The 26,770-nt window shown below is 73.6% G+C and carries 25 protein-coding genes and 1 pseudogene; 7 read left to right on the top strand and 19 right to left on the bottom strand.

All coding sequences use genetic code 11. The annotated features are described in order from the left end of the window. Positions 1-30: 30 nt before the first annotated feature. From BLU95_RS33490 to BLU95_RS33470, 5 genes are all read right to left on the bottom strand, one after another. A complete protein-coding gene (locus BLU95_RS33490) occupies positions 31-603 on the bottom strand; it encodes a hypothetical protein (protein WP_093863276.1) in 573 nt (190 codons plus the stop codon). Between the two features lie 114 nt (positions 604-717). After that, a complete protein-coding gene (locus BLU95_RS33485; RefSeq protein ID WP_231978010.1) occupies positions 718-2,127 on the bottom strand; it encodes a hypothetical protein in 1,410 nt (469 codons plus the stop codon). After that, entirely contained in the window at positions 2,124-2,933 is an 810-nt protein-coding gene (locus tag BLU95_RS33480) for an ATP-binding cassette domain-containing protein (RefSeq protein WP_093863275.1), read from the bottom strand. Before BLU95_RS33480 ends, BLU95_RS33485 begins: the two co-directional genes overlap by 4 nt. A 56-nt stretch (positions 2,934-2,989) precedes the next feature. Continuing rightward, positions 2,990-3,811 carry a zf-HC2 domain-containing protein gene (locus tag BLU95_RS33475; protein WP_093863274.1) on the bottom strand — a complete coding sequence of 274 codons (822 nt, stop codon included), beginning with the start codon at positions 3,809-3,811 and terminating at the stop codon, positions 2,990-2,992. Further along, positions 3,808-4,341: an RNA polymerase sigma factor gene (locus BLU95_RS33470; RefSeq protein ID WP_197698831.1), complete on the bottom strand. Its 534-nt coding sequence runs from the start codon at positions 4,339-4,341 to the stop codon at positions 3,808-3,810. Before BLU95_RS33470 ends, BLU95_RS33475 begins: the two co-directional genes overlap by 4 nt. Positions 4,342-4,701: 360 nt before the next feature. Between BLU95_RS33470 and BLU95_RS33465 the strand changes: the two genes are divergently transcribed. Beyond that, positions 4,702-4,971 carry a hypothetical protein gene (locus BLU95_RS33465; protein WP_093863273.1) on the top strand — a complete coding sequence of 90 codons (270 nt, stop codon included), beginning with the start codon at positions 4,702-4,704 and terminating at the stop codon, positions 4,969-4,971. A gap of 149 nt (positions 4,972-5,120) precedes the next feature. On the opposite strand, the gene BLU95_RS33460 is transcribed toward BLU95_RS33465, so the two are convergent. Both BLU95_RS33460 and BLU95_RS33455 read right to left on the bottom strand, forming a co-directional pair. Beyond that, on the bottom strand, positions 5,121-5,735 hold the full coding sequence (locus BLU95_RS33460) for a YdeI/OmpD-associated family protein (protein ID WP_197698651.1): 615 nt from the start codon (positions 5,733-5,735) through the stop codon (positions 5,121-5,123). 339 nt (positions 5,736-6,074) lie between these two features. Then, positions 6,075-6,896: an isocitrate lyase/PEP mutase family protein gene (locus tag BLU95_RS33455; protein WP_093865308.1), complete on the bottom strand. Its 822-nt coding sequence runs from the start codon at positions 6,894-6,896 to the stop codon at positions 6,075-6,077. A gap of 140 nt (positions 6,897-7,036) precedes the next feature. On the opposite strand from BLU95_RS33455, the gene BLU95_RS33450 reads away from it, so the two are divergent. Further along, a complete protein-coding gene (locus tag BLU95_RS33450; protein WP_162497198.1) occupies positions 7,037-8,023 on the top strand; it encodes a LysR family transcriptional regulator in 987 nt (328 codons plus the stop codon). Between the two features lie 276 nt (positions 8,024-8,299). Then, positions 8,300-8,833, top strand: a pseudogene (locus BLU95_RS33445) (DUF6985 domain-containing protein). A 669-nt stretch (positions 8,834-9,502) separates the two neighbouring features. Here the strand turns inward: BLU95_RS33445 and BLU95_RS33435 are convergent. The 3 genes from BLU95_RS33435 to BLU95_RS33425 are packed head-to-tail and all read right to left on the bottom strand — an operon-like array spanning position 9,503 to position 10,404. Beyond that, positions 9,503-9,943, bottom strand: coding sequence for an NUDIX domain-containing protein (locus BLU95_RS33435; protein ID WP_093863271.1), 441 nt, complete (start codon positions 9,941-9,943; stop codon positions 9,503-9,505). Positions 9,944-9,961: 18 nt separating this feature from the next. Continuing rightward, positions 9,962-10,171, bottom strand: coding sequence for a hypothetical protein (locus tag BLU95_RS33430; RefSeq protein ID WP_093863270.1), 210 nt, complete (start codon positions 10,169-10,171; stop codon positions 9,962-9,964). Then, entirely contained in the window at positions 10,168-10,404 is a 237-nt protein-coding gene (locus tag BLU95_RS33425) for a hypothetical protein (protein WP_093863269.1), read from the bottom strand. Before BLU95_RS33425 ends, BLU95_RS33430 begins: the two co-directional genes overlap by 4 nt. A 106-nt stretch (positions 10,405-10,510) precedes the next feature. Here BLU95_RS33425 and BLU95_RS33420 point away from each other — a divergent pair, with 106 nt between their 5' ends. The 4 genes from BLU95_RS33420 (at position 10,511) to BLU95_RS33405 (ending at position 12,309) form a co-directional block, all read left to right on the top strand. Further along, entirely contained in the window at positions 10,511-11,353 is an 843-nt protein-coding gene (locus BLU95_RS33420) for a helix-turn-helix domain-containing protein (protein ID WP_159425090.1), read from the top strand. Positions 11,354-11,363: 10 nt separating this feature from the next. Next, positions 11,364-11,576: a DUF397 domain-containing protein gene (locus BLU95_RS33415; protein WP_093863267.1), complete on the top strand. Its 213-nt coding sequence runs from the start codon at positions 11,364-11,366 to the stop codon at positions 11,574-11,576. Between the two features lie 253 nt (positions 11,577-11,829). Beyond that, the gene (locus BLU95_RS33410) at positions 11,830-12,036 is read left to right on the top strand and encodes a DUF397 domain-containing protein (protein ID WP_093865306.1); all 207 of its coding nucleotides are present in this window, start codon (positions 11,830-11,832) and stop codon (positions 12,034-12,036) included. Between the two features lie 78 nt (positions 12,037-12,114). Then, positions 12,115-12,309, top strand: coding sequence for a DUF397 domain-containing protein (locus BLU95_RS33405; protein WP_093865305.1), 195 nt, complete (start codon positions 12,115-12,117; stop codon positions 12,307-12,309). A gap of 53 nt (positions 12,310-12,362) precedes the next feature. Here the strand turns inward: BLU95_RS33405 and BLU95_RS33400 are convergent, their stop codons facing one another. From BLU95_RS33400 to BLU95_RS33360, 9 genes are all read right to left on the bottom strand, one after another. Beyond that, a complete protein-coding gene (locus BLU95_RS33400) occupies positions 12,363-13,244 on the bottom strand; it encodes a metallophosphoesterase family protein (RefSeq protein WP_093863266.1) in 882 nt (293 codons plus the stop codon). Continuing rightward, positions 13,241-15,052 carry a dipeptide ABC transporter ATP-binding protein gene (locus BLU95_RS33395; RefSeq protein WP_093863265.1) on the bottom strand — a complete coding sequence of 604 codons (1,812 nt, stop codon included), beginning with the start codon at positions 15,050-15,052 and terminating at the stop codon, positions 13,241-13,243. Before BLU95_RS33395 ends, BLU95_RS33400 begins: the two co-directional genes overlap by 4 nt. Further along, complete coding sequence (locus BLU95_RS33390) at positions 15,049-15,942, bottom strand: ABC transporter permease (RefSeq protein ID WP_093863264.1); 894 nt, start codon at positions 15,940-15,942, stop codon at positions 15,049-15,051. Before BLU95_RS33390 ends, BLU95_RS33395 begins: the two co-directional genes overlap by 4 nt. Positions 15,943-15,948: 6 nt before the next feature. Further along, positions 15,949-16,944: an ABC transporter permease gene (locus BLU95_RS33385; RefSeq protein WP_231978008.1), complete on the bottom strand. Its 996-nt coding sequence runs from the start codon at positions 16,942-16,944 to the stop codon at positions 15,949-15,951. Then, a complete protein-coding gene (locus BLU95_RS33380; RefSeq protein ID WP_093863263.1) occupies positions 16,941-18,617 on the bottom strand; it encodes an ABC transporter substrate-binding protein in 1,677 nt (558 codons plus the stop codon). Before BLU95_RS33380 ends, BLU95_RS33385 begins: the two co-directional genes overlap by 4 nt. Before the next feature lie 242 nt (positions 18,618-18,859). Beyond that, complete coding sequence (locus BLU95_RS33375; protein ID WP_093863262.1) at positions 18,860-19,270, bottom strand: nuclear transport factor 2 family protein; 411 nt, start codon at positions 19,268-19,270, stop codon at positions 18,860-18,862. Positions 19,271-19,369: 99 nt separating this feature from the next. Further along, positions 19,370-19,789, bottom strand: coding sequence for an ester cyclase (locus BLU95_RS33370; protein ID WP_030398551.1), 420 nt, complete (start codon positions 19,787-19,789; stop codon positions 19,370-19,372). Between the two features lie 81 nt (positions 19,790-19,870). Then, positions 19,871-20,641, bottom strand: a complete 771-nt coding sequence (locus tag BLU95_RS33365) for an SDR family NAD(P)-dependent oxidoreductase (RefSeq protein WP_093863261.1) — start codon at positions 20,639-20,641, stop codon at positions 19,871-19,873. A 49-nt stretch (positions 20,642-20,690) separates the two neighbouring features. Further along, positions 20,691-26,732 (bottom strand): type I polyketide synthase, encoded by a 6,042-nt coding sequence (locus tag BLU95_RS33360; RefSeq protein ID WP_093863260.1) that lies wholly within the window; start codon positions 26,730-26,732, stop codon positions 20,691-20,693. Positions 26,733-26,770 lie beyond the last annotated feature (38 nt).

The raw sequence follows: 26,770 nt of genomic DNA, 5'->3' as shown, positions 1-26,770 counted from the left end.
AGCACGTTTCGGCCCGCCGTCGACACCGGATCAGCGCCTCGGCCCGCCGAGGGCGTACACGGCGGTGCCGACGGCGGCCGCCACCAGCGCGGCCCAGGTGGCGACGGGCGTGCCGGGCGGCAGCAGCGGCCAGGTCAGCACCTGGGCGAGGGTCCCCGGCCCGGGCGGGAGGACGAAGGCGAGCGCGAGCCACGCGAACGGCGGCAGCCACGCGCAGGAGCGGCCGCACCAGGCCGCGCCGAGCGCGGCCAGCCCGGTCAGCCCGGCGCTGTCCCGGGCCACGAGGGCGAGGTCGGTCGACAGGCCGGTGCCCGCCCGCGTCGCCAGCAGCACCACCGCCGCGAGCACCGCGCCGCCGAGCAGGTGCGCGGCCCGGCGGGGCGGCCAGCGGACCGCGGCCGTGCGGTCCAGCCCGAGGTCCGGCCCGGCGAGGCCGACGGCCAACGCCGTCGCCCCGGCCACGAGGACCACTACGGACAGCCGCGGGTCGTCCGCCCCGCCGACGGCCCGGGCCAGGGCGGACACCGCCAGGGCCCCGGCCAGCAGGGCGGCGAGCGCGGCCGGCACCTGCCGCGAGCGCGCGTACAGCGTCAGCCACCTCATCGGATCAACCACCTCATCGCGTCAACCACCTCATCGCGTCAACCACCCCATCGGATAAGCCACTTCATCGGATCAGCCGCTTCATCGCTTCGGCACCGCATCGGGTCGGCCACCTCATCGGGTCGGCACCCCCGTCAGGGCGGCGAGCGGGTCGCCCGTGCAGCCGACCGCGGCCTCGTGCAGGGCGAGGATCCGGCGCCGCTGCTCCGCCTCCGGCAGGGCACGGAAGCGCTCCCAGACGGGGGCGGCCAGCTCCAGTTGGTCGCCGGGCCGGTGCATGGTGCCGTCGAGCGGACGGAGGTCCCCGAACACCCAGGCCGCGGCGACACTCTGGGCGGCGGCGTCGTCCACGGTGCCGCTCTCGACGGCGCTGCGCGGCCGGCAGACCGGCGCGATGCCCTGCGCGACCAGGGCCCTGGTCAGCTGCCCGTCGACGGCGTCGCCGATCACCGGATCGTCGAAGTCCAGCAGCACCGAGTCCGCCATGCGCTCCGGCGGGTCGCCGAGGCCGCGCGGCTCCCTGGCCTCGGCGATCGTGGTGGGAGCACGGTCGCCGAGCGCGTCCCGCAGCAGCCGCAGGGCCTCCCGGCCGGTACCGGCCAGCTCGTCGAGCCGCGACTGCCGCAACGCCGTCACGCACACCGGCCCGTCGCACACCAGGTCGGCCGCGGCCCGGTCGACCACGTAGGTGTCCCGGGGAGCGGCCGGGAGCACGGCCAGGGCCAGCGCACAGCCCGCCAGCAGCGGGGCGAGGGCGAGCAGCCGGGCGCGGCGGGTGGCGGCGGCGAGCAGCGCCAGGCCGGTCACCGCCATGCCGAGCAGCCACAGGGCCTGCCCGAGATGGACGGGGGCGGCGACGGTGAGCAGCGTGTCGCGGACGGGCGCCGTGACCGGGGAGAGCAGCGAGAGCCGGTTGGGCACGGCGGAGGTCGGGATCGCCGCGTCCGTGGTCGGCCGGAGCACGCTGGTGAGCAGGAACCCGCCGACGGCCAGCACCGGCGGGGTGAGCACGGAGGGCAGGGCCCGGGCGACGCCCATGCCCAGCACCGACCCGGCGGCGAGCGCGAGCGCCCCGACCAGCGAGATCGGCAGCCAGCCCGCCGAGCTGAACCGGGTGTCGCCGGTGAGCACCCGTACCCCGCCCACGAGCAGCAGCAGCCCGTACCCGGTCACGAGCGCGAGGACGATCGGGCCGGCCTGGGCGAGCGCCCGTTGCCGGGCCGGCCTCGGGGTTCCGGCCAGCAGTTCGGCGGTCCGCGAGCGGTGGTCGCGCAGCCCCTGGAGCGCGCCGAGCCCCAGGGCCAGCGGCCACAGGAACACCAGCAGGTGACGGGTCCACAGCGCCATCGAGGTCCACTGCGCCGTCCACCGGGTGGTGCCCGAGGCCCACGGCCCGGGGACGAGGGAGAGGAACGCGAGCGCGGCCGTCAGGACCGCCGCACCGGCCCAGGGGGCGACGGAGCGGCGCAGTTCGGTGCGCAGGAGTCGGCGGGCCGACCGGGCGGGGAGGTTCACCGGGCTCACCAGGCACCTCGCGTCCGTCGCGCCGGATCGACCAGCAGGGCCGAGTAGCCGCGTTCCAGTGGACTGTCCCCCTCGTGCTCGGGCCCGCCCGCCGCGGCCAGCGCGTCCGGGGTGCCGTGGAAGACCAGCCGACCCTCGGCGAGCAGCAGCACGTCGGTGCACGCGGCCGCGACGTCCTCCACCAGGTGGGTGGAGACCACCACGCAGGCCTCCGTGCCCAGTTCCTGGAGCAGTTCGCGCAACCGCAGCAGCTGCGCCGGGTCCAGGCCGACGGTCGGTTCGTCCAGCAGCAGGACCGCCGGGTCGTTGACGATCGCCTGGGCGATGCCCGCCCGCCGCACCATGCCGCCGGACAGGGCCTTCATCCGGTCGTCGGCGCGGTCGGCGAGGCCAACCCGCTCCACGGCGCGCTGGGTGGCGGCCGGGATCTCCGCCGCCGGAACCTCCTTCAGCCAGGCCATGTACTCGACGAACTCGCGCACGGTGAACCGCTTGTAGTAGCCGAACTCCTGCGGCAGGTAGCCGATCCGGCGGCGCAGCGCGCGGTACTCGCCCGGCCCGCGGACGGTCTCGCCGAGCAGTTCCAGCTCGCCGCCGGCGGGGCGCAGCACGGTGGCCAGGGCCCGGACGAGGGTGGTCTTGCCCGCCCCGTTGGGGCCGAGCAGACCGTGCACACCGGTGCCGAGGGACAGGTCGAGCCCGTCGACGGCGAGGCGTCTGCGGCCGGCCCGGACCCGGAGTCCGGTCGCCCGGATCTCGTGGGCGTAGGTGGTGGGGGCCAGTTCGGCCCTGGTGACGGCACGCATGGTGCGCGTCCTCCTGTCTGTACGAGGCGGTGGGGTGGGGGGTGACGTGGGACGGGTCAGCCGTGCTCGCCCGGCGCGGTCCAGGCGCCGCGCCGGGCGGCCAGCACCGCCACGCCGAGTGCGAGCACCGGGCCCCAGACCGGCAGGCCGTCCGCCCCCAGCACGGCGGCGGTCCGGCCGGCGGCCAGGGTCGGCGCCACCACCACCGCGAGCCAGCCGACGGCCACCACGAGGGCGGCCCGGGTCACCCCGACCAGGGCGCCGAGCGCCAGCGTCGTCGAGGTGAACGCCAGGCAGGGCAGCAGCCACTGCGCCGCCGTCACGCCCGTCGCCCAGCCGCCCAGCAGCAGCGCGGGCAGCACCACGGCGAGCACGGCGGCGGTGCGCCGCAGCAGCAGCGGCAGTCCGGCGCGCGGGGTGGCGGCGGTCAGCTCGTACGCCGGGTCGAGGCCGCGCGACCAGGCGGCCGCGACCCCGCCGACCGGCAGCACGGGGGCCAGTACCAGCAGCAGGGAGACCCGGTCCGGCCCCGGCTCCGGGTTCACCCGGTCCAGCAGCAGCGCGAGCGCGGTGACGACCAGCACCATGGCCAGCCACGGCGCCATGGCGGGCGTCGTCCAGGTGGCCAGCCGGGCCGCGAGGCGGCGCGGGGGTGCGGGGGCGGCCACGGCCAGCTGCGGTTCCAGCTCCGACCAGACGGCGGCGGTGAGCGCCGCAACGGCGGGCGCCTCGGTGCCGACGGCGGCCGACAGCCGGTCCCGGCAGGCCGGGCAGGTCTCGAGATGGGCTTCGACGGCCCACAGCTCGTCGGCGGCGAGGGGGGCGCCGTCGTCCACGTAGCCGGCGAGCAGCCGGTCCGAGGGGTGTTCGACGGTCATGCCAGTGCCTCCCGCATCGCGGTCCGGGCCCGGCGGGCACGGGTCTTGACCGTGCCCTCGGGCAGTCCGAGGACGACGGCCGTCTCCCGGACGGACAGTCCGTCGAGCACCATGGCCCGCAGCACGTCCCTGAGTTCGGGCGCGAGGCGGCCCAGCGCGTCCCCGACGTCGCCGCCGACGGTGGCGAGCAGCGCCTCGTCCTCGGCGGCGGGCGCCACCGGGTGCGGGGCGGCGGCCAAGGGCGGCTCGGCGTGGTGGGCCCGGCGCCGGAACGCGTCGACCAGGCGGCGGGCCGCGATCGTCCACAGCCAGCCCACGGCCGAGCCGCCGACGCCGCTGCCGACGGTCCCGCTGCCGACAGCCCCGCTGCCGGTGAAGGAGCCCGCCGCCCGCCATACCGCGAGATAGGTCTCCTGCATCACCTCGGCGACCATCTGCTCGTCGGCGCAGCGCCGCCGCAGCCGCACCGCCAGCCACGGCGACGTGCGCCGGTACAGCTCCTCGAAGGCGACCCGGTCCCCCCGGGCCACCCGTCGGAGCAGCTGCTCCTCGTCCAGTTCCTGCGGCGGTGCTGCCGCTCTTGCGCGTCTCACACCTGGTAGACGGGCGGCCGGGCCTGCGGGTTTTCCTTTCGGAGTGATACCGGTCACACGGGGGGAGTGGGAAGTCGGCGACACCGACTTCCCACTCCCCGGACCCCGACCGGCCTGCGGGCCGAGGTGGGTGGCGCCGGTCCCGGCCGGGAAGGCACAAGGCCTGCCGAGGAGGAGAGGCGTTCGCCCGGGACCGTAACCCCCCGCCTGGCCTCCCGGCCGCCCAGCTCACGGACGCGCAGACCGTCGATCCGGGGTGGACGAAACCCTGTTGACCCGGTGGCCGGAATGCCTGCCATGGGGACAGACATCACCGGCTACCTCGAATACCGGGCGCCGCAGGACGATCAGGAGCCCGTCCGGCACGCCTCGCACGACCTCCACTCCCTCGGCGTGGGTCGCGACTACGACGCGTTCGGCTGCCTCTTCGGGGTCCGCAACTACGCGAACTTCCGCCCCTTGGCGGCGGGCCGGGGCCTGCCCGCCGACGCTTCGGCCGGGGTGAGCGCACGGTTCGCGCAACTGACCGAGTGGTACGGCGACGGAACTCGCCGCACGGTACGGTGACGACAACGTGCGGCTCGTCGTGTGGTTCGACGACTGAGCAGGCTGCCGCGGTGGTGCCACGACGCGACGACGACGGTGGCACGTAGGCGGTGACGGCCTTCTCGCACCGCGCGGCCGGACCGACCCGCAGCGGACGCACCGTCGCCCGGTCACGCCGTCGGGGAGCCCTCCGGCCTGGCCCGCTGCGGGTGGAACGTCTCGTGCCGGGCCAGCATCGCCACGCACTCGGCGATCTTCCGGGTGCGTGTCCCGGCCTGCTTGACGGCGTTGACCCGGTTGATGAGGGCGAACCGGTTGGTCCTGGTGAGCACCTCGAACATCGCCTGCGCCGCCGGGTCGGCGGCGATCGCGGCCAGCAGGTCGGCCGGCACCTCCGCCTCCGACGACGGCGCGTAGGCGGCCGCCCACCTCCCGTCGGCCTTCGCGGCGTCCACCGCGGCGCGGCCGGCAGGCAGCATCAGACCGGCCGCCTCCAACCGGGCCACGTTGGCGACGTTGCGCCGGGACCAGACGCTGCGGGCCCGGCGCGGGGTGAAGCGCCTCCAGGAACTCTCCTCGTCGCGCTTGCGGGCCTGCCCGTCGATCCAGCCGAAGCACAGTGCCTCGTCGACCGCCTGCTGCCAGGTCAGCGCGGTGACGCGGCCGCCCTTCCTGGTCAGAGCGAGCCAGACGCCGGGAGAGGCCGTGTGGTTGTCCAGCAGCCACGCGCGCAGCGCAGCGCCGTCAGCAACGATCAATTCATCCAGCTCGGTTCCGGTCACCACCGCAGGTTAGTGCCGCGACCCGGCCGCTGCGGCCTGTCAGGGCGACGCGTCGAGGCCGGACGGCTGTTCCTCCGTGCCGCCACAGCCCGGCCACGGCTGCGGCAGTGCCGGAGTGGGAAGTCGCCGACACCGACTTCCCACTCCACTCCACTCCCCTGCCCTGTCCTGTCCTGTCCTGCGGATCATGCGACTGCTGCGTGACCGCCGGCGGGCCGACCACCGGTGGCGAGGCAGCGGTGGAGGGCCGACCCACGGGCTTCGGCACGCAGACCTACGGGCGCCGCACCGAGGTCGGGCCTACGGCCGACCGCCCCCCGTGGCTGCGCTCTTGACCGCGTCTCAGTCCGAGGTCCCGGCCAGGAGCAGCCCGTTGAGGGTGGCGTAGTCGAATCCTCCCTCCAGCGTGCTCGTCGTACCCGTCTCCAGAAGTTCGCGAGCCGCCCGGCGGACCAGGCCGTACGCCGCCTCGGCGATGAAGGACCCCGCGCTGACCCGGGCGGCTCCCGCCTTCGCGAGTTCGGACACCGGGAGCGTGCCGGGGCCGGCCAGAACGTTCACCGGGAGGGGCTGGGAGCTCACGAGCGTCCTGACCGTCGCGGCGTCCGGTGCGCCGAGGACGAAGATGCCGTCCGCGCCGGCCGTCGCATAGGCACGGGCGCGGGTCAGGGTTTCGTCCAGCCAGGCCGTGCGGTCACCGGGCGGCAGACGGTGCGTGTCGATGCGGGCGTTGATGAACAGCGGGACGCCGGTCTCGTCCGCGGCGCGGCGGGCGGCCGAGATGCGTTCGACCTGCTCGGCGACCGGGCGCAGGGTGTCTTCCAGGTTGATGCCCACGGCTCCGGCGGCGAGCACGCCCCGGACGGTCTCGGCCACGCCGGGCGCATCGGTCGCGTAGCCGCGTTCGATGTCGGCCGTGACCGGAACGTCGACGACGGCTGTGATCCGCGCGATCGCGCCGAGCGCCTGGTCGCGGGTCATGTGCCCGCCGTCGCCGCACCCGAGCGACCAGGCGACCCCGGCACTCGTGGTCGCGATCGCAGCGGCACCCGCGGCCGCGACTGTCCGGGCGGAAGCACCGTCCCACGCGTTGGGCAGGACCAACGGCACACCTGGTACGTGCAGGGAACGGAACCTCTGTGCCACATCGAGAAGTGTTGCCATGAGCGACATTGCACCACGAAGGGTCGGACGGCCGACCGGAACCGCGGGGCCTTCCGCACCAGCGCCCGTCCCGCCGCCACCGCCTACGACATCGGGCCGACCGAGTCAAGTGCATGTTTCTCACTCGTATAGTGACCGGCATGCAACTGGACCTGAACCTGCTCACGGCCCTGGACGCGCTGCTGGAGGAGGGCAGCGTGGCCGGAGCCGCGGACCGGCTCCACGTCACGGCGCCGGCGATGAGCCGCTCGCTGGGGCGGATCCGCAAAGCCACCGGTGACCAGATCCTGGTGCGCACGGGACGCCACATGACGCCCACCCCCCGTGCACTGGCCATGCGCACGGAGGTCCATGTCCTGGTCCAGCAGGCCCACCAGTTGCTGTCCGCCCGTACGGACCTCGACCTGGCGGGGCTGGAGCGGGTGTTCACCGTCCGCTTGCACGACGCCCTGACCACCGCCTGCGGGAGCGCCCTCGTCGCCGCGGTGCACCGCCAGGCGCCGAAGGTGCGAATACGCCTCACGGTCGAGCCGGGCCACGACAGTCCCGAGCTGCGTCGCGGCGAGGTCGATGTGGCCTCCAGTGCGGGACCACCGCCCCAGCCCGACATCCGGCACCGCCTCATCGGCCAGGACAGGATCATCCTCGCCCTCCGGGCGGGGCATCCGCTCACCGAAGGGCCGGTGACCGTCGAGAGGTACGCGGCCGCCGATCACGTGACCGTCTCCCGGCGCGGAGAGCTGCGCGACCGGGTCGACGATGTCGTCGCCGCCCTCGGCCACGAGCGCCGTGTCGTCGTCGCCGCCCCCGCGACGGACACCGCGCTGCAACTCGCCCGCGACACCGACGTCGTGGTCACCGTCCCCGAAGCGGTCACCCGCTCGGCCCGCGAGCAACTGAGCCTCACCGTGCTGCCGTTGCCGTTCGAGCTGCCTCCCGTACAGCTCTATCTGCTCTGGCACCAGCGCTACGACGACGACCCCGCCCACACCTGGCTGCTCAACCTGGCGACCCAGACCCTCCAGGACCTGTTCGCCGCTCCCGATGCTTTTGAGCAGAGGCGTTCCGTCAGGGCTTCGGCACCGGTCGCCACGAACGGGACGGCGGCGATGACTGGGGGACTGTAGAGGAAACGCACGGCCAGGGCGGACAGCCCGGGCCCGACAGAGTCAGGCCCACCACATAGGCCGCAACGCCGGAGTGGGAAGTCGACGGAACCGACTTCCCACTCCGGGTCACGGACCTCCGGTCCGACCTCGTTGTGGCGGGCCACCGGGTGGCCCGCCACAACGAAGCAGACAGAGGTGGCGGCGCTCTCGCAGGATTGACCGCCCACCAGCCCCGCAGAACTGCTCCCGGGGTAGTAAGTTCAGGGCTCTCGTTGCCAGCCGTAGGGTGCACACATGGAGATCCCCGGCCTCGGCCCCGTAACCCTCGATGCGGACTTCGGCGACTACGTGAGTACGCCGCTTCCCGTCCCCGTCTTCGGGGACGCCCAGTGCCGGTTCGTGGTCTCCGGCTATGACGACGACGACGCGAAGGTCGACTTCGAGTCGGCCATCAGCGCGTTTCTGGGGCTGGACGAGTCGGCTCTGAGGTCCGCATCAGAGCCGGTCTTCCAGTACTACTTGGACGTGAAGGCCGAGGTGGGCGGCGATGAGGACTTCGTGGCCATCGCCGGCCCGGACGACGTCTGGTCGCATGTCAGGCTCGGAGGTGGTGAGGTGTCGGTCCAGCGGGAGGACGCCCACGGCGACCGGCAGGTATATGTCTCCGTGGAGTGAGAGTGTGCTTGGGAGCCCGAGCACGGCCTCCAGATCGTCTTCCGCCGGGGTGCCTCGGTGTCGAAGGTGGGCCCGTTCGACAGTCACCTCACCAACCCCTCCACATTCGACCGTGCGGATCTCGCTGATGTCGTCTACTACCGGTTCGCCTGATGTCTCCTGACGATGCTCGGCCGCACCGGTTCTCCTTCGCCGGGAGCTCGCGTCGTCGGCGGGTCCGGTAGGGGCGGCCCGCCTCGTTGCGAGGGCAAGTGGTCGGGATCGAATCCTCCAGCCTCTTCACCTGCGGAGAATGTGCGGTGCGGATCCGCATCGTGGTGCCCCCGGACTTTCGGTCGGACACCTGCCGCTGCGGCAGGGACCCCGGATTCTCCTCGTGGGACCAGTTCTGGTCCCGAGCCTGCTCGGCGAGCTCCTCCCCGCGACGGCCGACAGGCCGAACGGCTTCTGAGGTGCCCGGGAGGCCGGTGATCGCAGGCCAGTGATCGCAGGCCAGTTGGGTTGGCGATCACCGAGTGGGAAGTCGATGCCGTCGACTTCCCACTCCCCCGTGCTCGCACCGACCTGCGAGGTCGAACCCGTCCAGCGCACCTCGAACGGGGCGCCGCGATACGGGCGCCGAGAGCCCACCGGCTCTTTCGCCTGCCCACGCCCCAACGGTGGTCCGTCGTAGGCATGCGGGTGGGAGGGTTCGGCGTCGGTTCCCGACCGGCTTCCCGGTCGGGAACCGACGTATTGGGCCCAGTTCCACGGAGCTGGGCTCGGAGTGGGAAGTCGGCCGCACCGACTTCCCACTCCCCGCAGCACGCACCGGCGCCCGGGCTATTCGGCGGGGGTGCCGCGGAGGAGGAGGGGGAGGTGGGTGCCTCGGGTGAGGGCGTCGAGGGCGTGGGCGGTGCGGCGGTGGTGGTCGGGGTGCATGGCGTCGGCGAGGCGGGTGTGGTGGACCCAGTGGACGCCGGTGACGGTGTGCGGGGGTCGGTGGCGGGCGGTGGTGGATTCCTGGGCGGGATTGAGGCGGCCGCCCCAGTGGACGAGGTGGAGGGCCTGGGGGTGGGTGTCGGTGTGGTCGGTGGCGAGGATGCGCAGGAGGGGGAGGACGAGGCCGGTCTGGGTCTCGGTGTGGCGGCGGGCGGCGTGGTGGGGGAGTTCGTCGGTCTCGGCGGGTCCGCCGGGGAGGGTGAGGCCCGGGGTGCGGGTGGTGGCGATCAGGAGGACGGCGCCGTCGCGGTTGAGGACGAGGGCGTGGTGGTGGTGCGGCACGGTGGGGCTCCTGGGGGGTCAGTGCTGGTCGGGGTCCCGCTCGGGGGTGAGCCAGTGGAGGCAGGCGGGGAGTCCGGCGCTGATGCCGGTGGCGAGGATCAGGCCGAAGATGAGGAGTCGGGGTGCGAGGGGTCCGTGGCGGATGGGCCAGCAGACGAGGGTGGCGGCCAGGGCGCTGAGGGCGGGGACGCCGAGGGCGGCGAGGACGAGCTTGGCGGAGCGGTTCACGCCGGGTCGGCGGTGCGGGGCCGGCTGGGGTGCTGGACGGTGAGGAAGCGGGGGCTGGGGAGGGCCTGGATGCGGTTGGGCTTGGTGGTCCACTCGCAGCCGCCGGTGGTGGGGCGGAGGTAGACGAGCCCGGCGAGGGTGTCCATGTACACGGCCTCGAGGGGCTTGCCGGAGGTGTCCCGGTGCGCGAGGTCACGGACGACCTCGCCGACGGCAGGGGTGTAGACGGGCATGGGGGCTCCATTGGTTGCGGTGTGCAGCGGGATCACTACGACCCGTATCCATGGTGGAGTCCGAGGATCTACGATCGGAAGGGTTCGCACTGGACACTTCGGCCATGTGGGACTCAGTCGCGAGAGGCGATCGAACATGCGGCGAACAAAACTTGACCCGACGTCATCGCCAGCGGCAGCCTTCGGCGTGCAACTCCGCAGGTCACGCGAGGCGAAGAAGCTGACCCAGGTGAGACTGGGAGCGATCATCGGCTACAGCGACACCCTCGTGTCCTCCATCGAAAGAGGTACGCGCAATCCCACTCAGCCCTTCGCCATCAAGGCCGATGACGCACTTGATACGGGCGGGACCTTGGAGCTGATGTTCTGGAACATCGGCAACACCTCATTGCTGGAGGGGTTCTCCGAATATGCAGCTCAGGAGGCCAAGGCCGCCGAGATCCGACACTTCGAACTCGGCGTCGTCCCTGGGCTCCTGCAATCGCCGGAGTACGCCCAAGCATTCGCATCCGCCGCTGTACGACGGGGAAAGATCACCCAGGAGCAGGCGGACGAGCGGCTCAGCTTCCTACTGACTCGCCAGAAGCTACTGACCCGCAAGTCCGCCCCCTGGCTCCACTTCGTCCTGGACGAGGGATGTCTCCACCGGCGAGTGGGAGGACCCGAGGTGATGCGACGCCAGTTCCGCCGCTTGGAGGAGCTCGCGACCCGGCCCAACATCACCATCCAGATCGCGCCTTACAGTCTGGCGGAGGAACTGCCCTTCACGATGATGGTCACGCTACTGACCATGACGGACCGCTCGTTGCTCGCCTACTCGGAATGCCAGATGCGAGGGTTCCTCGCTCGGCAGAGCGAAACCTCCCGACCCTTGGAAAGGGACTACCATCAGCTGACAGTGGAAGCGCTGCCGAAAGTCGCCTCTCTGGAGATGATCCGTCAGGCGTGAAAGGAACGTCATGAACGGCCCCGTAGACCTGTCCAACGCCGCCTGGTTCAAGTCCTCCCACAGCAACAACGGGGGCTCGTGTGTCGAGATCGCACCTGACTTCCCCGGCCTCGTCCCCGTCCGTGACTCCAAGGACCCCCAGGGTCCGACCCTCGTCTTCCCGGCCGACACCTGGAGCGCATTCGTCGCCGGCGTGCAGGCAGGCGAGTTCGGCACCGTCTGACCCAACGCACTGTGTGCCCCCGACCGCACGCCGGTCGGGGGCACACATGTTGAGCCAGACATGAGAACGGCTGTCCCTGGAGTCCGGAGTGGGAAGTCGGCAGAACCGACTTCCCACTCCCCCCGGATCCTGAGCCGACCTCCTGGTTGCCGGTAGACCTCCGTCACGGGTCGGGCAAGAAAGTACGATCGACCTCAGGTGGACACACTTCCCCGGGCCGGACTGCCTGCGACACGGAAGGAACATGAACGCCATGCACATTGATCCGTCAGGCGCCAGGTGGCGCAGGAGTTCGCACAGCGACAACGGAGGCACATGTGTCGAGGTGACAGCGGACTTTCCCGGCCTCGTCCCTGTCCGCGACTCCAAGGACCCCGCTGGCCCGGTACTCGTCTTCCCGGCCGACACCTGGAGCGCATTCATCGCCGGTGTGCAGGCAGGCGAGTTCGGCACGGTCTGACCTGAAGCCAATCCTCTGCCCCGACCAGATTTCCGGTCGGGGCAGAGGTGTTGAGATGGTCGCGCTACCGTGGGCGGCATGACCCCTGTGAGCTGGCGCAAGAGTACCTACAGCGGAAACGGCGGCAACTGTGTCGAGGTGACAGCAGACTTTCCTGGACTCGTACCTGTCCGCGACTCCAAGGACCCCGTCGGCCCGGCCCTCGTCTTCCCCTCCGACGCCTGGCGATCCTTCGTCGCCGCTGTGCAGGCTGGCGAGTTCGGTACCGTCTGATCCGAACGCACAGTGGGCTCCCGACCGAAATCACGGTCGGGAGCCCACTGTTGTCAGAGCCGCACGGCGGGGCCGACCAACGGGCGTTCAGCACGAACAGGAGCCGGAGCGGGGAGAATGCGGCGCAGCGGCGTCGGCACGCCGCCCCGGCGGGACCACTCGTGCGGGTAACCGAGCGACACCTCGTGGAACGGGACGCCGTCCGCCCTGACGGTGCGCGGGATGTGCAGATGCCCGTACACCACCGCTGCCGCGTTGAACCGGCGGTGCCAGTCGGCGGTCTGCTCGGTGCCGCACCACAGCGCGAACTCCGGGTGGCGCAACAAATACGTCTCCTCCCGCCGGAGCGGGAAGTGGTTGACCAGCACCGTGGGCAGCGCCGGATCGAGCGCGGCCAGGCGGCGTTCGGTGACCGCCACCCTGGCCTGGCACCAGCTCTCCCGGTCCGGGAACGGGTCGGCGTGGAGGAAGAGTTCGTCGGTGCAGACCACCCCGGCGGCATGTGCTGCTGCGAGCGCGGCATCCTTCGTCGTGGTGCCGCGCGGCCGGAAGGTGTAGTCGTACAGCAGGAACAGCGGGGCGACCGCGACCGGGCCGTCCGGTCCCGGCCACAGCGCGTACGGGTCCTCCGGGGTCAACACGCCGATCCCCCGGCAGAGTTCGACCAGCGCCCGATAGCGGGCGTCGCCGCGCAGCCGGACCGGGTCGTCCGGGAGGGTCCAGAGTTCGTGGTTGCCCGGCGCCCAGATCACCCGGGCGAAGCGGGCGGCGAGGAGTTCGAGGGCGGCGCCGATCTCGTCGAAGCGCTCGGCGACGTCGCCCGCCACGATCAGCCAGTCCTCGTCGGTGGCCGGGCGGAGGGCGTCGAGCACGGCACGGTTCCCGGCGTGGCTCACGTGCAGGTCGGCGACGGCGAGCAGGTTCGGCCCGTTCACCGGCCGGCCCCTACCGGCGCGGTGGCGGCCAGCAGCCGGCGGGTGTAAGGGTCTTCGGGCTCGGCGAAGAGCCGGTCGACGGTGGCGGTCTCGACGAGGCGGCCGTCCTTCATCACCGCGACCCGGTCGGCGAGGTGCTGGACCACGCCGAGGTCGTGCGAGATGAACAGCAGGGCGAGGCCCAGCTCGCGACGCAGGTCGGCGAGCAGGTCGAGGATCTGCGCCTGCACCGAGAGGTCGAGCGCGGACACCGGTTCGTCGCAGACCAGCAGGGCCGGTGCCGGGGCCAGCGCCCGGGCGATGGCGACGCGTTGGCGCTGGCCGCCGGAGAGTTCGGTCGGACGGCGGGCCAGCAGGGTGGCGGGCAGGCCGACCTGGTCGAGCAGTTCGGTGACGCGCTTCAGCCGTTCCTGACCGCGCGGGACGCCGGTGCGGGCGACCGCCTCGGCGACCAGGCGTTCGACGGTGAAGCGCGGGTCGAAGGAGCCGAGCGGGTCCTGCTGGACCGCCTGGATCCGCAGCCGGTCCGGCCGCCGCTGCCGTTCGGTGCGCGCGCTCCAGGGTCGGCCGTCGAGGAGGACGCTGCCGGTGTCGGGGCGCTCCAGGCCGAGCACGATCCGGGCCGTGGTGGTCTTGCCGGAGCCCGACTCGCCGACCAGGCCGAGCGTTTCGCCCGCGTGGAGCCGGAAGGAGACGTCGCGGACGACGGGGCGGCCGGCGAAGGAGCGGCAGATCCGGTCGACATCGAGGAGGGGGGCGCGGTCGGGGCCGTCGACAGCGGTCGGGGCCGGGTCGGGCTCGCGGACGGAGAGCACCGAGGCACCGGCCGTGGTCGGGTGCCAGCACCGCGAGCCGAGCGCGTCGACCGGCGGCAGGGTGCTGCGGCAGGTGTCGTCGGCCGCGGCGCAGCGGGCCGCGTAGGGGCAGCCGCCGGGGGCGGGAGCGGGCCGCCCGGCCGGTTCCGGGGCGAGCCGGGTGCCCCGGGTGCGGGCGCCGGGGACGGCGGCGAGCAGGGCGCGGGTGTAGGGGTGGCGCGGTTCGGCGAGCAGGCGTTCGGCGGGGCCGGTCTCGACGATCCGGCCGCCGAACATCACCGCCACCCGGTCGGCGAGGCGGCCGACCACCGACAGGTCGTGGCTGATCAGCAGCAGGGCGGTGCCCCGGCCGCGGAGTTCGTCGAGCAGGTCGAGAACCTGGGCCTGGACGGTGACGTCCAGGGCCGTGGTCGGCTCGTCGGCGATCAGCAGGTCCGGTTCGGCGGCGAGCGCGGAGGCGATCAGCGCGCGCTGGCGCAGGCCGCCGGAGAGCTGGTGGGCGTACTGGGCGGCGCGGCGGTCCGGTTCGGGGACGCCGGTGCGTTCGAGCAGGGAGCGCACGCGGGCGGGGAGTTCGGCGCGGGGCGCGAGGCCGTGGACGCGCAGCGGTTCGGCGATCTCGGCGCCGACGGTGCGCAGCGGGTCGAGCGAGACCAGGGCGTCCTGGAGGACCAGGCCGATCCGCCGCCCGCGCACCTCCCGCCACCGGGCCTCGGTCAGGGTGGTGAGGTCGAGGCCGTCGAAGGCCAGGCGACGGGCGGAGACGGTGGCGGGGACGCGGCCGCCGGCGCCGGTGAGGCCGACCAGGGTGCGGGCGGTGACGCTCTTGCCGGAGCCGGACTCGCCGACGACGGCCAGGCACTCGCCCCGGTCGAGGGCGAAGGAGACGTCCTGGACGGCGTGCACGGGGCCGAAGCGCACGTCCAGGCCCTCGACGCTGAGCAGCGGCGGGGAGGACTCCGGGGTGCCGGGGTCGGCGTCGGGGTGCGTCATGCGTCGGTCCTCCGGGTGAAGCGGGCCTGGGCGCGGCGGCCGAGGACGTTGACGACCAGGGCCGTCGCGGTGATCGCGGCGCCCGGGAAGACGCCGACCCACCAGGCGGTGGCGAGGAAGCGCCGCCCCTGGGAGAGCATCGCGCCCCACTCGGGGCTGGGCGGCTGCGGGCCGAGGCCGAGGAAGCTGAGCCCGGCGGCGGCGATCAGCGCGGTGCCGAAGCCGACGGTGGCGAGCACCAGCATCGGTCCGACGGCGTTCGGCAGCACGTGCCGGACGATCAGCAGCGGGCGCGGCAGACCGAGTCCGACCGCCGCTTCCACGTATCCGGAGCGGCGGACGACCAGGGTCTCGGCGCGCACGATCCGGGCGTAGCCGGGGACGAAGGCGATCGCGATGGCGAGCATCACGTTGAGCGAGCCGGTGCCGAGCACGGTCACGGCGAGCAGGGCGAGCAGGATCGGCGGCAGCGAGAGCAGCACGTCGGCGAGGCGCATCAGGACCTGGTCCGCCCAGCGGCCGCCGAGCGCGGCGGCGAGGCCGAGCAGGGTGCCGCCGGTGATGGCGAAGGCGGTGGCGCCGAGGCCGAGCAGCAGGGACGGCCGGGCGCCGTGCAGGACGCGGGCGAACAGGTCGCGGCCCAGCTGGTCGGTGCCGAACCAGTGTTCGGCACTGGGCGGGGTGAGCGCCGCGACCGGATGGGTCTCGATGGGCGAGGCTGAGCTGAGCAGGCCGGGGGCGAGCGCGGCGAGCAGCAGCAGGGCGAGTGCGGCCAGGGCGAGGAGGAGGGCGAGCGGGGGCCGTCGACGGGCGGGCGCGGCCGGGGCCTGCGGCGCCTTGAGCAGCACGGCGTCGGCGCCGGGGGCCGGTTCAACAGTGGTGTGGGCCATGGCGGTTCAGTCGGTCCTCAGCCGTGGGTCGATGACGAGGTAGAGCAGGTCGACGAGGGCGGAGATCACCACGAAGACCAGCGCGGAGAGCAGCACCAGCCCGATCACCAGCGGCAGGTCCTTGTTGGTGGTCGCCTGGAGGGTCAGCGCGCCGATGCCGGGCCGGCCGAACACCGACTCGACCAGCACCGCCCCGCCGAGCAGCGATCCGGTGAGCCAGCCGGTGAGGGTGACCACCGGCACCGCCGCGTGCCGAAGCCCGTGCCGCAGCACGACGGCGGCCGAACCCACGCCCCGGGAACGGGCGGTGAGCACGAACGGCTTGCCGAGCGCCGTCTCGAGTCCCTCCCGCAGCACCTGTGCGAGCATCCCGGCGACGGGCAGGGCCAGCGTCACGGCGGGCAGGACCAGCGCGGCGAAGCCGTCGTCCCCGGCGACCGGGAAGACCCGCAGCTGGAAGGAGAACGCGGTGAGCAGCAGGATCCCGATCCAGTAGGACGGGCTGGAGACGGCGAGCAGTTCGGCGAGCGAGCTGAGCGCGCGCAGGGCGGGCCGCCGTCCGGCCGTGCCGACCGCCGCGAGCAGGGCCAGCAGGACGGCCAGGCCGAGCGCGGCCGCCCCGAGCTGGACGGTCGGGCCGAGCTGCTCGCCGATCAGGCCGGCGACCGGGCGCTGCAGCTGGTAGGACTCGCCGAGGTCGCCGGTGAGCAGGTGACCGAGGTAGGTGAGGTACTGCACGGGCACCGGCCGGTCCAGGCCGTACTGCTCCTGGATCGCGGCCTTGACCTCGGGGGTGGCGGCGGTGCCGGGGCCGAGCATCACGGTGACCGGGTCCCCGGGGACCAGTTGGAGCGCGGCGAAGGCGACGGTGGCGGCGCCGAGCAGGACGGCGGCCGCGCCGAGAAGCCGCCGCGCGGCGGCCCGCAGCAGGCGCGGGGCGCCGCCGCGGGCCGGTGCCGGCGTGACCGCCGGCTCCGCGAACCCGGTGGTTCCGGTGCTCACTTGGCGATCCAGGCACCGTGGAAGGCGAGCCAGGTGTTGGGGTCGGCGGTGAGCCCGCGGACCTTGGCGGCGGTGCCGACGACGGCGGTGCGCACGTACAGCGGGACGATCAGGCCGAGCTCGATCGCGCGCTGCTGGGTCTTGGTGTAGACGTCCTGGCGGACGGCCTTGTCGAAGGTGCCCTTGCCGGTGGTGGTCCACTGGTCGAGCTGGGCGTCCTCGTAGAAGGTGGCGTTCTGGCCGCCGGTGGAGGGCTTGCTGGCGCTGTTGAAGTAGAGCCGCAGCACGTCCGGGTCGAAGCGGGCCCAGCTGTAGTCGGCGATGTGCTCCTTACCGCCGTAGACGTTGGCGATGTAGGTGCCGATGTCGAGGCGGGGGCGGGTGATCTCGACGCCGATCTTCTTCAGGTCGGCCTGGATCGCCTGGCCGAGGGTCTCGCGCTGCTCGCGCACGTACTCGGCGGGCGGCAGCGGCCACTCCAGGGAGAGCCGCTTGCCGTCCTTGGTGCGGTAACCCTCGCCGTCACGGGCCGTCCAGCCGGCCTCGTCGAGCGCCTTCTCGGCGGCCGCCCTGTCGTAGGGCCAGGACTTCTCGAGCGACTTGTCGTAGTACGGGGTGCTGGGCGCGATCGGGCTCCAGGCCCGCTTGTAGACGCCGAAGTAGACGGACTGGATGTCGGTGTCGAGGTCGATGCCGCGCTGCACGGCCTTGCGGACCTTCGGGTCGTCCAGCGGCGCCTTGGTGGTGTTGAGCACCAGCGCGTAGTTGGCGCCGGGCGCGTCGGTGGCGATGGTGCGCAGCTTCGGGTCGCCCTGGACGGTGCGCACGTCGGCCGGCGGGATCGGCTCGGCGACCTGGACCTGTCCGCTGCTGAGCGCGCCGACCCGGACCGAGTCCTCGGTGAGGAAGCGGATGGTGAGCTTCTCCAGGTAGGCCGGGCCCTGGTGGTTGGCGCTCGGCGGCGCCCAGTTGTAGTCCGGGTTGCGGGTGAAGACGGCGCTCTGGCCCTTGGTGTAGCCGGTGAACACGAACGGGCCGGTGCCGACGTCGGCCGGGCCGCCGGCGCCGAGCTTGGCGCCGTTCTCCTTGATGGCCTTGGGCGAGTAGAAGCCGAGGTAGGCGGTGCTGGCGGCCTGGAGGAAGGGCGCGAACGGCTCGCTGAACGACACCTTGACCGTGTGCGGGTCGACCACCTCGGTGCCGGTGTAGGGGCCGAGCAGGCTGGCCGCGTACTGGGACTTGGTCTCCTTGGCGACGATCCGGTCGAAGTTGGCCTTGACCGCCTCGGCGTCGAACACCGTGCCGTCGGTGAACTTGACGTCCTCGCGCAGGTGGAAGGTGTAGCTCTTGAGGTCCGGCGCGATCTCCCAGGACTTGGCCAGCCAGGGCTGGAACTCGCCCTTGTCGTCCTGGTGGACGAGCGAGTCGAAGACGTTGCGCTGGATGGCGCCGGTGATGTCCTGCTGGCTGACGTGGATGTCGAAGGAGATCGGCTCGACGTCGGTGGCGTAGGTCAGGGCGCCGCCCTGGACCGGCTTCTCGTCGATTCCGGCACCCGCGCCGGCCGTCGCGGCCGCACCTGAGCCGGTGCCGGAGCTGCAGCCCGTCAGGAGCAGGGCCCCGGCAGTGAGGGCGGCGAGCAGCGGAAGGGGCCGGGGCCCGGTGATGGCCATGCTGGCGACTCCGTCGGGTACGAGGGGTGGCTGGGAGGAATACCGCGAAGCTATCGGCGGGCCGGGGGCGGCGAACCCCTACCGGACCCCTAGCGCACCCTTAGGACGTGGCCACCGGTGAGGCTCGGCGGACACGGACCGGCGGACACAGACCGGCGGACACAGACCGGTGGACACGGACCGGCGGGTGCGCCCGGACCGTCGTCCGGGCGCACCCGCCGGGTGGTGGTGGTACCGGGGGATCAGTCGCGGTGGTGGCGCTGGCGCGGGTAGCGGGGCACGGAGCGGCGGTGGGCGATCCGCCAGCCGTCCGGGGTGCGGGTGTAGACGTCGAAGTAGTCGCCGTTGTGGACGCTGCCGTCCGGCAGGATCGCCAGGTAGCGGCTGCGGCCGCGGACGGTGCCGTCCTCGTCGACGGTGAACACCGAGTCCAGGGTCTGGTGGTCCGGGTGGTCCGGGCCGAGGTCGCGGGCGAACACCCGGATCTTCTCCAGGCCGGTGAACACCGCGCCGGTACGGGTGAGTTCGATCACCCCGTCCTCGGCGAACACCCCGGCCAGCGCCGGTGCGTCGGCGTTGTCGAAGGCGTGCGAGAAACGGGCGAGCAGCTGGCGCAGCTCCTCGGCGTCGGCCGGGGTCGGGCCGGTCGTCATGGGCGGTCTCCTGAGGGTGGTGGTGGCCGGGTGGAACGGGCGGCGGGCCCGGCCGCGGGGAAGCGGAAACGGCCGGGCCCGCCCGGGGAGGTGGCCGGGTCAGACGATGGCCGGGGCCAGCTGCTGGACAATGCCCAGGCGGTCCGGGAGCACGTTGTAACGGACGACCTTGTTGTCCCGCACCGTCAGCCAGCTGATGCTGTGGCCCACGAAGGACCGGCCGGTGGCCGGCACGCCGAAGATCGGCCCGACGTGGGTGCCCTCGATCCGCCAGAACGCGATCACCCGGTCGCCCTCGGCCACCAGGTCCTCCACGGTGGCCTTCACGTCGCGGACGTTCTGCCACAGCCAGCGCAGGTGCTCCTCGAAGTCCGCCCGGGTGCCGCTGCCGCCCGGGCCGACCCGGGTCTCGTCGGCGGCGTCCTCGGCGACCAGCTCCTCCAGCAGCTCGACCCGCTGCCCGGTGACCAGCTCGTGGTAGTACCGCTCGACCAGGGCCTTGTTCGCCTCGATGCTCATGGCTTCTCGCTCTCTTCGGTGGACGGAAAAACGGGACAGAACGGAAAATCGGTGGTGGTGGGGCGCGCGGGTCGGCGCGGTTCAGCGGGGCGGCGCCGCCGGCGGCGGGAGCAGGATGCCGCCGTTGGCGCTCAGCCCGCCGTCGACGGGGACGGTGACCCCGGTGACGTACGAGGCCGCCGGGGAGGCCAGGAACCAGACCACCTCGGCCTGTTCGCGTGCCTCCGCCCAGCGCTGGGCCGGGATCCGGCGGGTGATGAAGGCCGAGAACTCCGGGTCGGCGACCTGTCCTGCGGTCAGACCGGTTTTCGTGCCGCCGGGCGCGATCGCGTTGATCCGGATGTTCTGGGCCGCGTAGTCGATGGCGGTGGCGCGGACCAGGTTGATCACCGCGGCCTTGGTCGCGTTGTACGCCCAGGTTCCCGGGTCGCCGCGCAGGCCGGAGACGGAGGAGGTGGCGACGATCGCCCCGCCGCCGGCCTCCCGCAGCGCCGGTGCGGCGGCCCGGATCCCGAGCACCACACTGCGCACATTGATCTCGAACAGGCGGTCGAAGCGCTCGACCGCGCCCGGGGCCTCCAGCGGACCGCCGCCGCCCGTGCCCGCGTTGAGGACCGCCGCGTCCAGCCGCCCCCAGCGCTCCTGGGCGAGGGCGACCGCACGGAGGTTGGTCTCCTCGGACGACACGTCACCGGCCAGGGTCGCGATGCCGTCGACGGCGGCGAGCGCGTCCAGGCCCGCCTTGTCGACGTCCACGGCGACCACGCGATGGCCGCGCTCGGCGAACAGCCGGGCCGTCGCCTCGCCGATGCCCGACGCCGCGCCGGTCACCAGTACTACGGGGTGGGTCATTCCTGTTTCCTTCCTCTGGGCGGGTAGTGCGGGAGAGGTGGCCGGCGGCTCAGGACGTGCGCCGCTCGATCCCCTTGATCCCCTCGATCCCCTCGATCCAGCGGCGGACGGCGTCCGCGGTCGACGGGGTGTGGTGCTCCAGCACGGTGAAGTGGTCACCGGTGATGTCCTGGACCTCGTGCGGCACGGGCCAGTACGCCCGCCAGTCCTCGCGTTCCGTGCTGTCGACGACCATGCCGCGCAGCGGGGTGTCCGCCCGCAGCGCCAGGACCGGCGCCGCGACCGGGCCCGGCTGCCAGCCCGCGAACACGTTGTTGTAACCGCCCATGGCGGTGAGGCTGGCGTCGCTCCAGACCATGTCGTACTGCTCGATCCGGTCGATCATGCCGCCGAGCATCGAGTGCAGCCACCACTCCCCCATCCCCTCGCGCGCCGCGGCGTCGATCGGGTACGAGTCGACCAGGACCAGCCCGGCCACCGACCGGCCGCGCGCCTCCAGCCGCTCGGTGACGGCGTGCGCGACGCAGCCACCCATCGAGCGGCCGACGACCACGAACGGACGGTCTTCGTCGAGGAGTTCGAGCACGGCCTCGGTCTGCATGGCGAGGTAGGTGTCGAGGTCGTCGGGCAGCAGCTCGGACGGGTCCCAGCCCGGGGAGGGGACGACGAAGACGTCCCGCTCGCCCTCGAAGGCGTGCCCGAGCCGGGCGTACTCGTGCGGGCCGGAGATCGCGCTCAGCGCCGGGAAGGCGACCACGGCCAGCCCGCCGTCCCCGGAGGCGAGCCGGATCGGCTTGAGCGCGCGCTCGGCCCGTTCCTCGACGCCGAAGCGGTCCCGCAGGCCGGAGGCGACGCCGATCAGCGCCGAGGCCTCCGGGAAGCCGCCCCGGGCCGCGAGGCGGCGGTAGAGCGTGGACAGCGGGTTCCGCGGATCGTCGACCGCCCGGGCGCCGGCACCCCCGGCCGGTGCGGCGGGGACCGCCGGGTCCACCGTCGAGCTCGCGATCAACTCCGCCAGGTGAGTGGCGAGTTCGTTCGGGTCCGGGTGGTCGAACGTCACCGTCGGCGGCAGCCGCAGACCGGTGACGGCGGTGATCCGGTTGCGCAGCTCGACCGCGCTCAGCGAGTCCAGGCCCAGGTCGTTGAACGCCTTCCCGGACGGCACCGCGGCCGGCTCGCTGCCGAGCACGGCCGCGACCTCGGTGCGGACCAGCTCCAGGGCCGCCGCGACCCGCTCCTCCTCGCCCAGCGCCAGCAGCCGGGGCAGCAGGCTCGGCGCCGCGGCGGCCGGGGTCGCCGCACTCGCAGCGCGCCGGGCGGCCGGGACCAGGCCGCGCAGCAGCGGCGGCACCTCGCCCTGCGCCCGGACGGCGGCGAGGTCGAGCGGGACGGCGGCCAGGAAGCCGGCGCCGACCCGCTCGGCGGCGTCGAACAGGGCCGTCCCGCGCTCGGTCGGGATCGGCCGCAGCCCGGCGCGGGCGGCCCGGCGCAGGTCCGCCTCGGTGAGGTGCCCGGTGATGCCGCTGGTCTCGGCCCACTGCCCCCAGGCCAGCGACTGGGCGGGCAGACCGATGCTGCGCCGGTGGGCGGCGAGCGCGTCCAGGTAGGTGTTCGCGGCCGCGTAGCTGCCCTGCCCGGGGCCGCCGAGCACGGCGGCGACGGAGGAGTAGAGCACGAACGCCGCCAGGTCGTGGCCGCGCGTCAGCTCGTGCAGGTGGCGCGCGCCGTCGGCCTTGGGGGCCCAGACGGCAGCCAGCCGCTCGGGCGTGAGCGCGCTCAGCACGCCGTCGTCGACCACACCGGCCGTGTGGACGACGGCGGTCAGCGGGTGCGCCGACGGGACGGACGCGATCGCGGCGGCGAGCGCCTCGCGGTCGGCGGTGTCGGCGGCCGTGATCGTCACGTCCGCACCGAGGGAGGCGAGTTCGGCCCGCAGTTCGCCCGCGCCGGGCGCCTCCGCGCCACGACGGGACAGCAGCAGCAGATGACGCACCCCGCGCTCGGCCACCAGGTGCCGGGCCAGCAGGGCGCCGAGGGTCCCGGTACCACCGGTGATCAGCACCGTGCCCTCCGGGTCCCACACCCGCGCCGAGGTCTCGACCTCGGGAACGGCCACCCGGACCAGACGCGGCACCAGCGCCCGGCCCTCGCGCAGGGCCAACTGCGGTTCGCCGCCGGCCACCGCCGCCGCCAGCGCGGCCTGCGACGCCCCGGTGCCGTCGGTGTCGACCAGCACGATCCGGCCCGGACTCTCCGACTGCGCCGAACGCACCAGACCCCACACCGGGGCGGCGGTCAGGTCCGGCGTCTCCGAACCGTCGACCGCCACGGCCTGTCGCGTCAGCACCACGAGCGGGTCACCCTCACCGGAGTCCTGCGCCAGCCAGGCCTGGAGGGCGGCGAGCGTCTCCACCGCGTCCCCGTCGACGGGCAGCACCTCCCCCAGCGGCCCGGCCGCGCCCGTGAGCGCCACCTCCGGCCAGTCGAGCCCGAACAGCGCGTCCCGCCCGACGCCGCCCGCCGGGGCCAGCTGCTCGGCGGAGACCAGCCGGGCCCGGAGCGCCTCCACCGAGGCGACCGGCGCGCCGTCGGTGTCCGCGACGTCGACGGCCAGCACCTCCGGCTCGGTGTAGCGGAGCCGGACCCGCAGCGCGCTCGCCCCGCCGGCGTGCAGCCGCACCCCGCTGTAGGCGAACGGGAGGCGGCTCACCCCGGGCGGGCTGTCCACCAGCCGCTGGTGCACGGTGAGGTGGACCGCCGCGTCCATCAGCGCGGGGTGCAGGCCGAACCGGGCGGCCTCCCCGGCCTGGGCCTCGGGCAGCGCCACCTCGGCGTAGAAGGTGTCGCCGTCCCGCCAGGCGGCCCGCAGCCCCCGGAAGGCAGGCCCGTAGGCGAGTCCCCCGGCGGCCAGCTCCTCGTAGAGGTGCTCGATGTCCAGCGCCTCCGCTCCGGTCGGCGGCCACTGTTCCAGGCTGACCACCGGAGCGGCGGCGGGAGCGCCCAGCAGGGTGCCGCTCGCGTGCCGGGTCCAGGTGTCGTCGACGGCCGAAGGGCCTCCGGCCGGCCGCGAGTGCACGGCCACCGGGCGCGCGCCGACCGCGTCCGGCGCGCCGACGATCACCCGCAGGTGCAGCGCGCCGTTCTCGGGCAGCAGGAACGGCGCTTCGACCACCAGCTCGTCCAGGGTGCTCGCGCCGACCTCGTCGCCCGCCCGGACCACCGACTCCAGCAGCGCGGTGCCCGGGACGACCACCGTCCCCTGCACCGCGTGGTCGGCGAGCCAGGGGTGGGTGGCGAGCGAGAGGCTGCCGGTGAGCACCGCGCCCTCGCCGTCGGGCAGCGCGACCACTGCGCCGAGCAGCGGGTGACCGGTGGGCGTCAGGCCGAGGCCCCCGGGGTCGCCGGTCCGGGCGGCGGGCTCCAGCCAGTAGCGGCGGCGCTGGAAGGGGTAGGTGGGCAGCACGACGGACGGACGGGCGGCGCCCAGCAGGGCGGTCCAGTCGACCCGGTGGCCCCGGACGTGGATCCGGGCGAGCGCCGTGAGCGCCGTGCGCTGCTCGGGGCGCTCGCGGCGCAGCACGGCCGTGGCGGTCAGGTCCGGGTCGGCGGCGGTGTCGAGGATGCCTTCGACGAGGCCGGTGAGGGTGCCGTCGGGGCCGAGTTCGACGAAGGTCGTGGCGCCCTCGGCGGCCAGGGTGGTGACCACGTCGGCGAACCGCACGGCCCCCCGGACCTGGCGCACCCAGTACTCCGGATCGGTGATCTCCTCGGCGGTCGCGACCCCGCCCGTCACGTTGGAGATCACGGGAAGCGTCGGCCGGTGGAAGGTGAGCGTCCTCGCGACGGCCAGGAAATCGTCCAGCATGCCGTCCATGTGCGCCGAGTGGAACGCGTGGCTCACCCGCAGGCGACGGGTACGACGGTCCGCGAAGCGCTCCCGCACCGCCTCCACCGCAGCCTCGTCGCCCGAAACCACCACCGAGCGGGGCCCGTTGACGGCAGCGATGTCCGCGCCGTCCACCAGAACGGCCCGCACCTCTTCCTCGGTCGCCTCCAGCGCGACCATCGCCCCGCCACCGGGCAGGGCCTGCATCAACCGCGCACGGGCACCCACCAGCACCGCCGCGTCCTCCAACGACAGCACCCCCGCCACGTGCGCCGCCGCCAGCTCACCGATCGAGTGGCCCGCCACGAAGTCCGGCCGCACACCCCACGACTCGAACAACCGGAAGAGGGCCACCTCCACCGCGAACAACGCCGGCTGCGTCCACCCGGTCCGGTCCAGCCCCTCGCCGGACTCGATCACCTCCGCCAACGGCAGACCCAGGGCCTCGGCCACCGCATCGAAAGCCCCCGCGAAGACCGGCTGCGACGCGTACAACTCCCGCCCCATACCCACCCGCTGCGAACCCTGCCCCGAGAACAGGAACGCCAGACCACCCGAACCAGCCACCCCACGCACCACGTCCGCACCCTCGGGATCACGCAGCAACGCCGCATCCCCCAGCACCACCGCCCGCTCCTCCAACGCCGCGCGTGTGGCGACCAGGGACCTGGCGAGCTCCAGCGGATCGGTGACGAGAGCCAACTCCGCAACCCGGCTGCCCTGTTCGCGCAGCGCCTCCGGCGAACGCGCCGACACGACGAACGGCAGCAGCGCACCGTCCACCGTCGGCACCACAGTCGTCGCCGTCGTGGACTCCTCCACCGGCGCCTGCTCGACGATCACGTGCGCGTTGGTGCCGCTCGCACCGAACGCGGAGACGCCGACCCGGCGCGGACCGTCCACGGCCGGCCAGTCCCGGGCTTCGGTCAGCAGTTCCACGGCGCCCGCCGACCAGTTGACGAAGGGGGTCGGCTCCTCGATGTGCAGGGTCTTCGGCAGCACGCCGTGGCGGATCGCCTGCACCGACTTGATCACGCCCGCCACACCGGCCGCCGCCTGGGTGTGACCGATGTTGGACTTCAACGAGCCCAGCAGGAGCGGCCGTTCGGCATCCCGTTCGCGGCCGTAGGTGGCCAGGATCGCCTGCGCCTCGATCGGGTCGCCGAGCCGGGTGCCGGTGCCGTGCGCCTCGACGGCCTGGACGTCGGCGGCGGACAGCCGGGCGTCGGCCAGGGCGGCGCGGATCACCCGCTGCTGGGCCGGACCGTTGGGGGCGGTGAGGCCGTTGGAGGCGCCGTCCTGGTTGACCGCGCTGCCCCGCAGCACCGCCAGCACCTCGTGACCGTTGCGGCGCGCGTCCGAGAGCCGCTCCACCAGCAGCAGACCCACGCCCTCCGCCCAGCCCGTCCCGTCCGCACCCGCCGCGAACGCCTTGCACCGCCCGTCGGCGGACAGGCCGCGCTGCCGGGAGAACTCCACGAAGCCCTGCGCCGTCGACATCACGCTGACCCCGCCGGCCAGGGCGAGGTCCGACTCGCCGGAGCGCAGCGACTGCGCGGCCAGGTGCAGCGCCACCAGCGAGGAGGAGCAGGCCGTGTTGACGGTGACGGCCGGGCCCTCGAAGCCGAAGGTGTAGGAGATCCGGCCGGAGGCCACGCTGTCCAGTCCGCCGATACCGAGATAGCCCTCCAACTCGCCCGGGGCGTCGTGCAGTCGGGGCGTGTAGTCGGTCCCGGCCAGGCCCGCGAAGACCGCCGTCCGACTGCCGCGCAGCGCCGTCGGGTCGATGCCGGCCCGCTCGAACGCCTCCCAGGCGGTCTCCAGCAGCAGCCGGTGCTGCGGGTCGGTGGCGAGGGCCTCGCGGGGCGAGATGCCGAAGAACTCGGCGTCGAACTCGGCGGTGGTGTCCAGGAATCCGCCGTGCCGGGTGTAGGAGGTGCCGGGGTGGTCGGGGTCCGGGTCGTAGAGGGCGTCGAGGTCCCAGCCCCGGTCGGCCGGGAACCCGGTGATGGCGTCGCCGCCGTCGGCCACCAGCTGCCAGAGGTCCTCGGGCGAGGCGATGCCGCCGGGCAGGCGGCAGGCCATGCCGACGATCGCGATCGGTTCGCGCTTCGCCCGCTCCACCTCCTCCAGACGGCGGTTGGCCTGGCGCGCGTCGGCCAGGGCGCGCTTCAGATAGTCGCGGAGCTTCTGGTCGTTGGACATCGGTGCCTCTCGCAGGTGCGGTCGTACGGGTGCTGGCG

This window comes from Streptomyces sp. TLI_053, from assembly GCF_900105395.1.
Lineage (GTDB): Bacteria > Actinomycetota > Actinomycetes > Streptomycetales > Streptomycetaceae > Kitasatospora.
Note: the sequence above shows the minus strand (reverse complement) of the source record. Positions and strands in the feature narration are given on the sequence as shown.

Coding starts and splice junctions, on each gene's coding strand:
- BLU95_RS33490 (WP_093863276.1), bottom strand. CDS start 603: ATGAGGTGGCTGACGCTGTACGCGCGCTCGCGGCAGGTGCCGGCCGCG.
- BLU95_RS33480 (WP_093863275.1), bottom strand. CDS start 2,933: ATGCGTGCCGTCACCAGGGCCGAACTGGCCCCCACCACCTACGCCCAC.
- BLU95_RS33475 (WP_093863274.1), bottom strand. CDS start 3,811: ATGACCGTCGAACACCCCTCGGACCGGCTGCTCGCCGGCTACGTGGAC.
- BLU95_RS33465 (WP_093863273.1), top strand. CDS start 4,702: ATGGGGACAGACATCACCGGCTACCTCGAATACCGGGCGCCGCAGGAC.
- BLU95_RS33455 (WP_093865308.1), bottom strand. CDS start 6,896: ATGGCAACACTTCTCGATGTGGCACAGAGGTTCCGTTCCCTGCACGTA.
- BLU95_RS33450 (WP_162497198.1), top strand. CDS start 7,037: ATGCAACTGGACCTGAACCTGCTCACGGCCCTGGACGCGCTGCTGGAG.
- BLU95_RS33425 (WP_093863269.1), bottom strand. CDS start 10,404: ATGCCCGTCTACACCCCTGCCGTCGGCGAGGTCGTCCGTGACCTCGCG.
- BLU95_RS33415 (WP_093863267.1), top strand. CDS start 11,364: ATGAACGGCCCCGTAGACCTGTCCAACGCCGCCTGGTTCAAGTCCTCC.
- BLU95_RS33410 (WP_093865306.1), top strand. CDS start 11,830: ATGCACATTGATCCGTCAGGCGCCAGGTGGCGCAGGAGTTCGCACAGC.
- BLU95_RS33405 (WP_093865305.1), top strand. CDS start 12,115: ATGACCCCTGTGAGCTGGCGCAAGAGTACCTACAGCGGAAACGGCGGC.
- BLU95_RS33395 (WP_093863265.1), bottom strand. CDS start 15,052: ATGACGCACCCCGACGCCGACCCCGGCACCCCGGAGTCCTCCCCGCCG.
- BLU95_RS33390 (WP_093863264.1), bottom strand. CDS start 15,942: ATGGCCCACACCACTGTTGAACCGGCCCCCGGCGCCGACGCCGTGCTG.
- BLU95_RS33380 (WP_093863263.1), bottom strand. CDS start 18,617: ATGGCCATCACCGGGCCCCGGCCCCTTCCGCTGCTCGCCGCCCTCACT.
- BLU95_RS33375 (WP_093863262.1), bottom strand. CDS start 19,270: ATGACGACCGGCCCGACCCCGGCCGACGCCGAGGAGCTGCGCCAGCTG.
- BLU95_RS33370 (WP_030398551.1), bottom strand. CDS start 19,789: ATGAGCATCGAGGCGAACAAGGCCCTGGTCGAGCGGTACTACCACGAG.
- BLU95_RS33365 (WP_093863261.1), bottom strand. CDS start 20,641: ATGACCCACCCCGTAGTACTGGTGACCGGCGCGGCGTCGGGCATCGGC.
- BLU95_RS33360 (WP_093863260.1), bottom strand. CDS start 26,732: ATGTCCAACGACCAGAAGCTCCGCGACTATCTGAAGCGCGCCCTGGCC.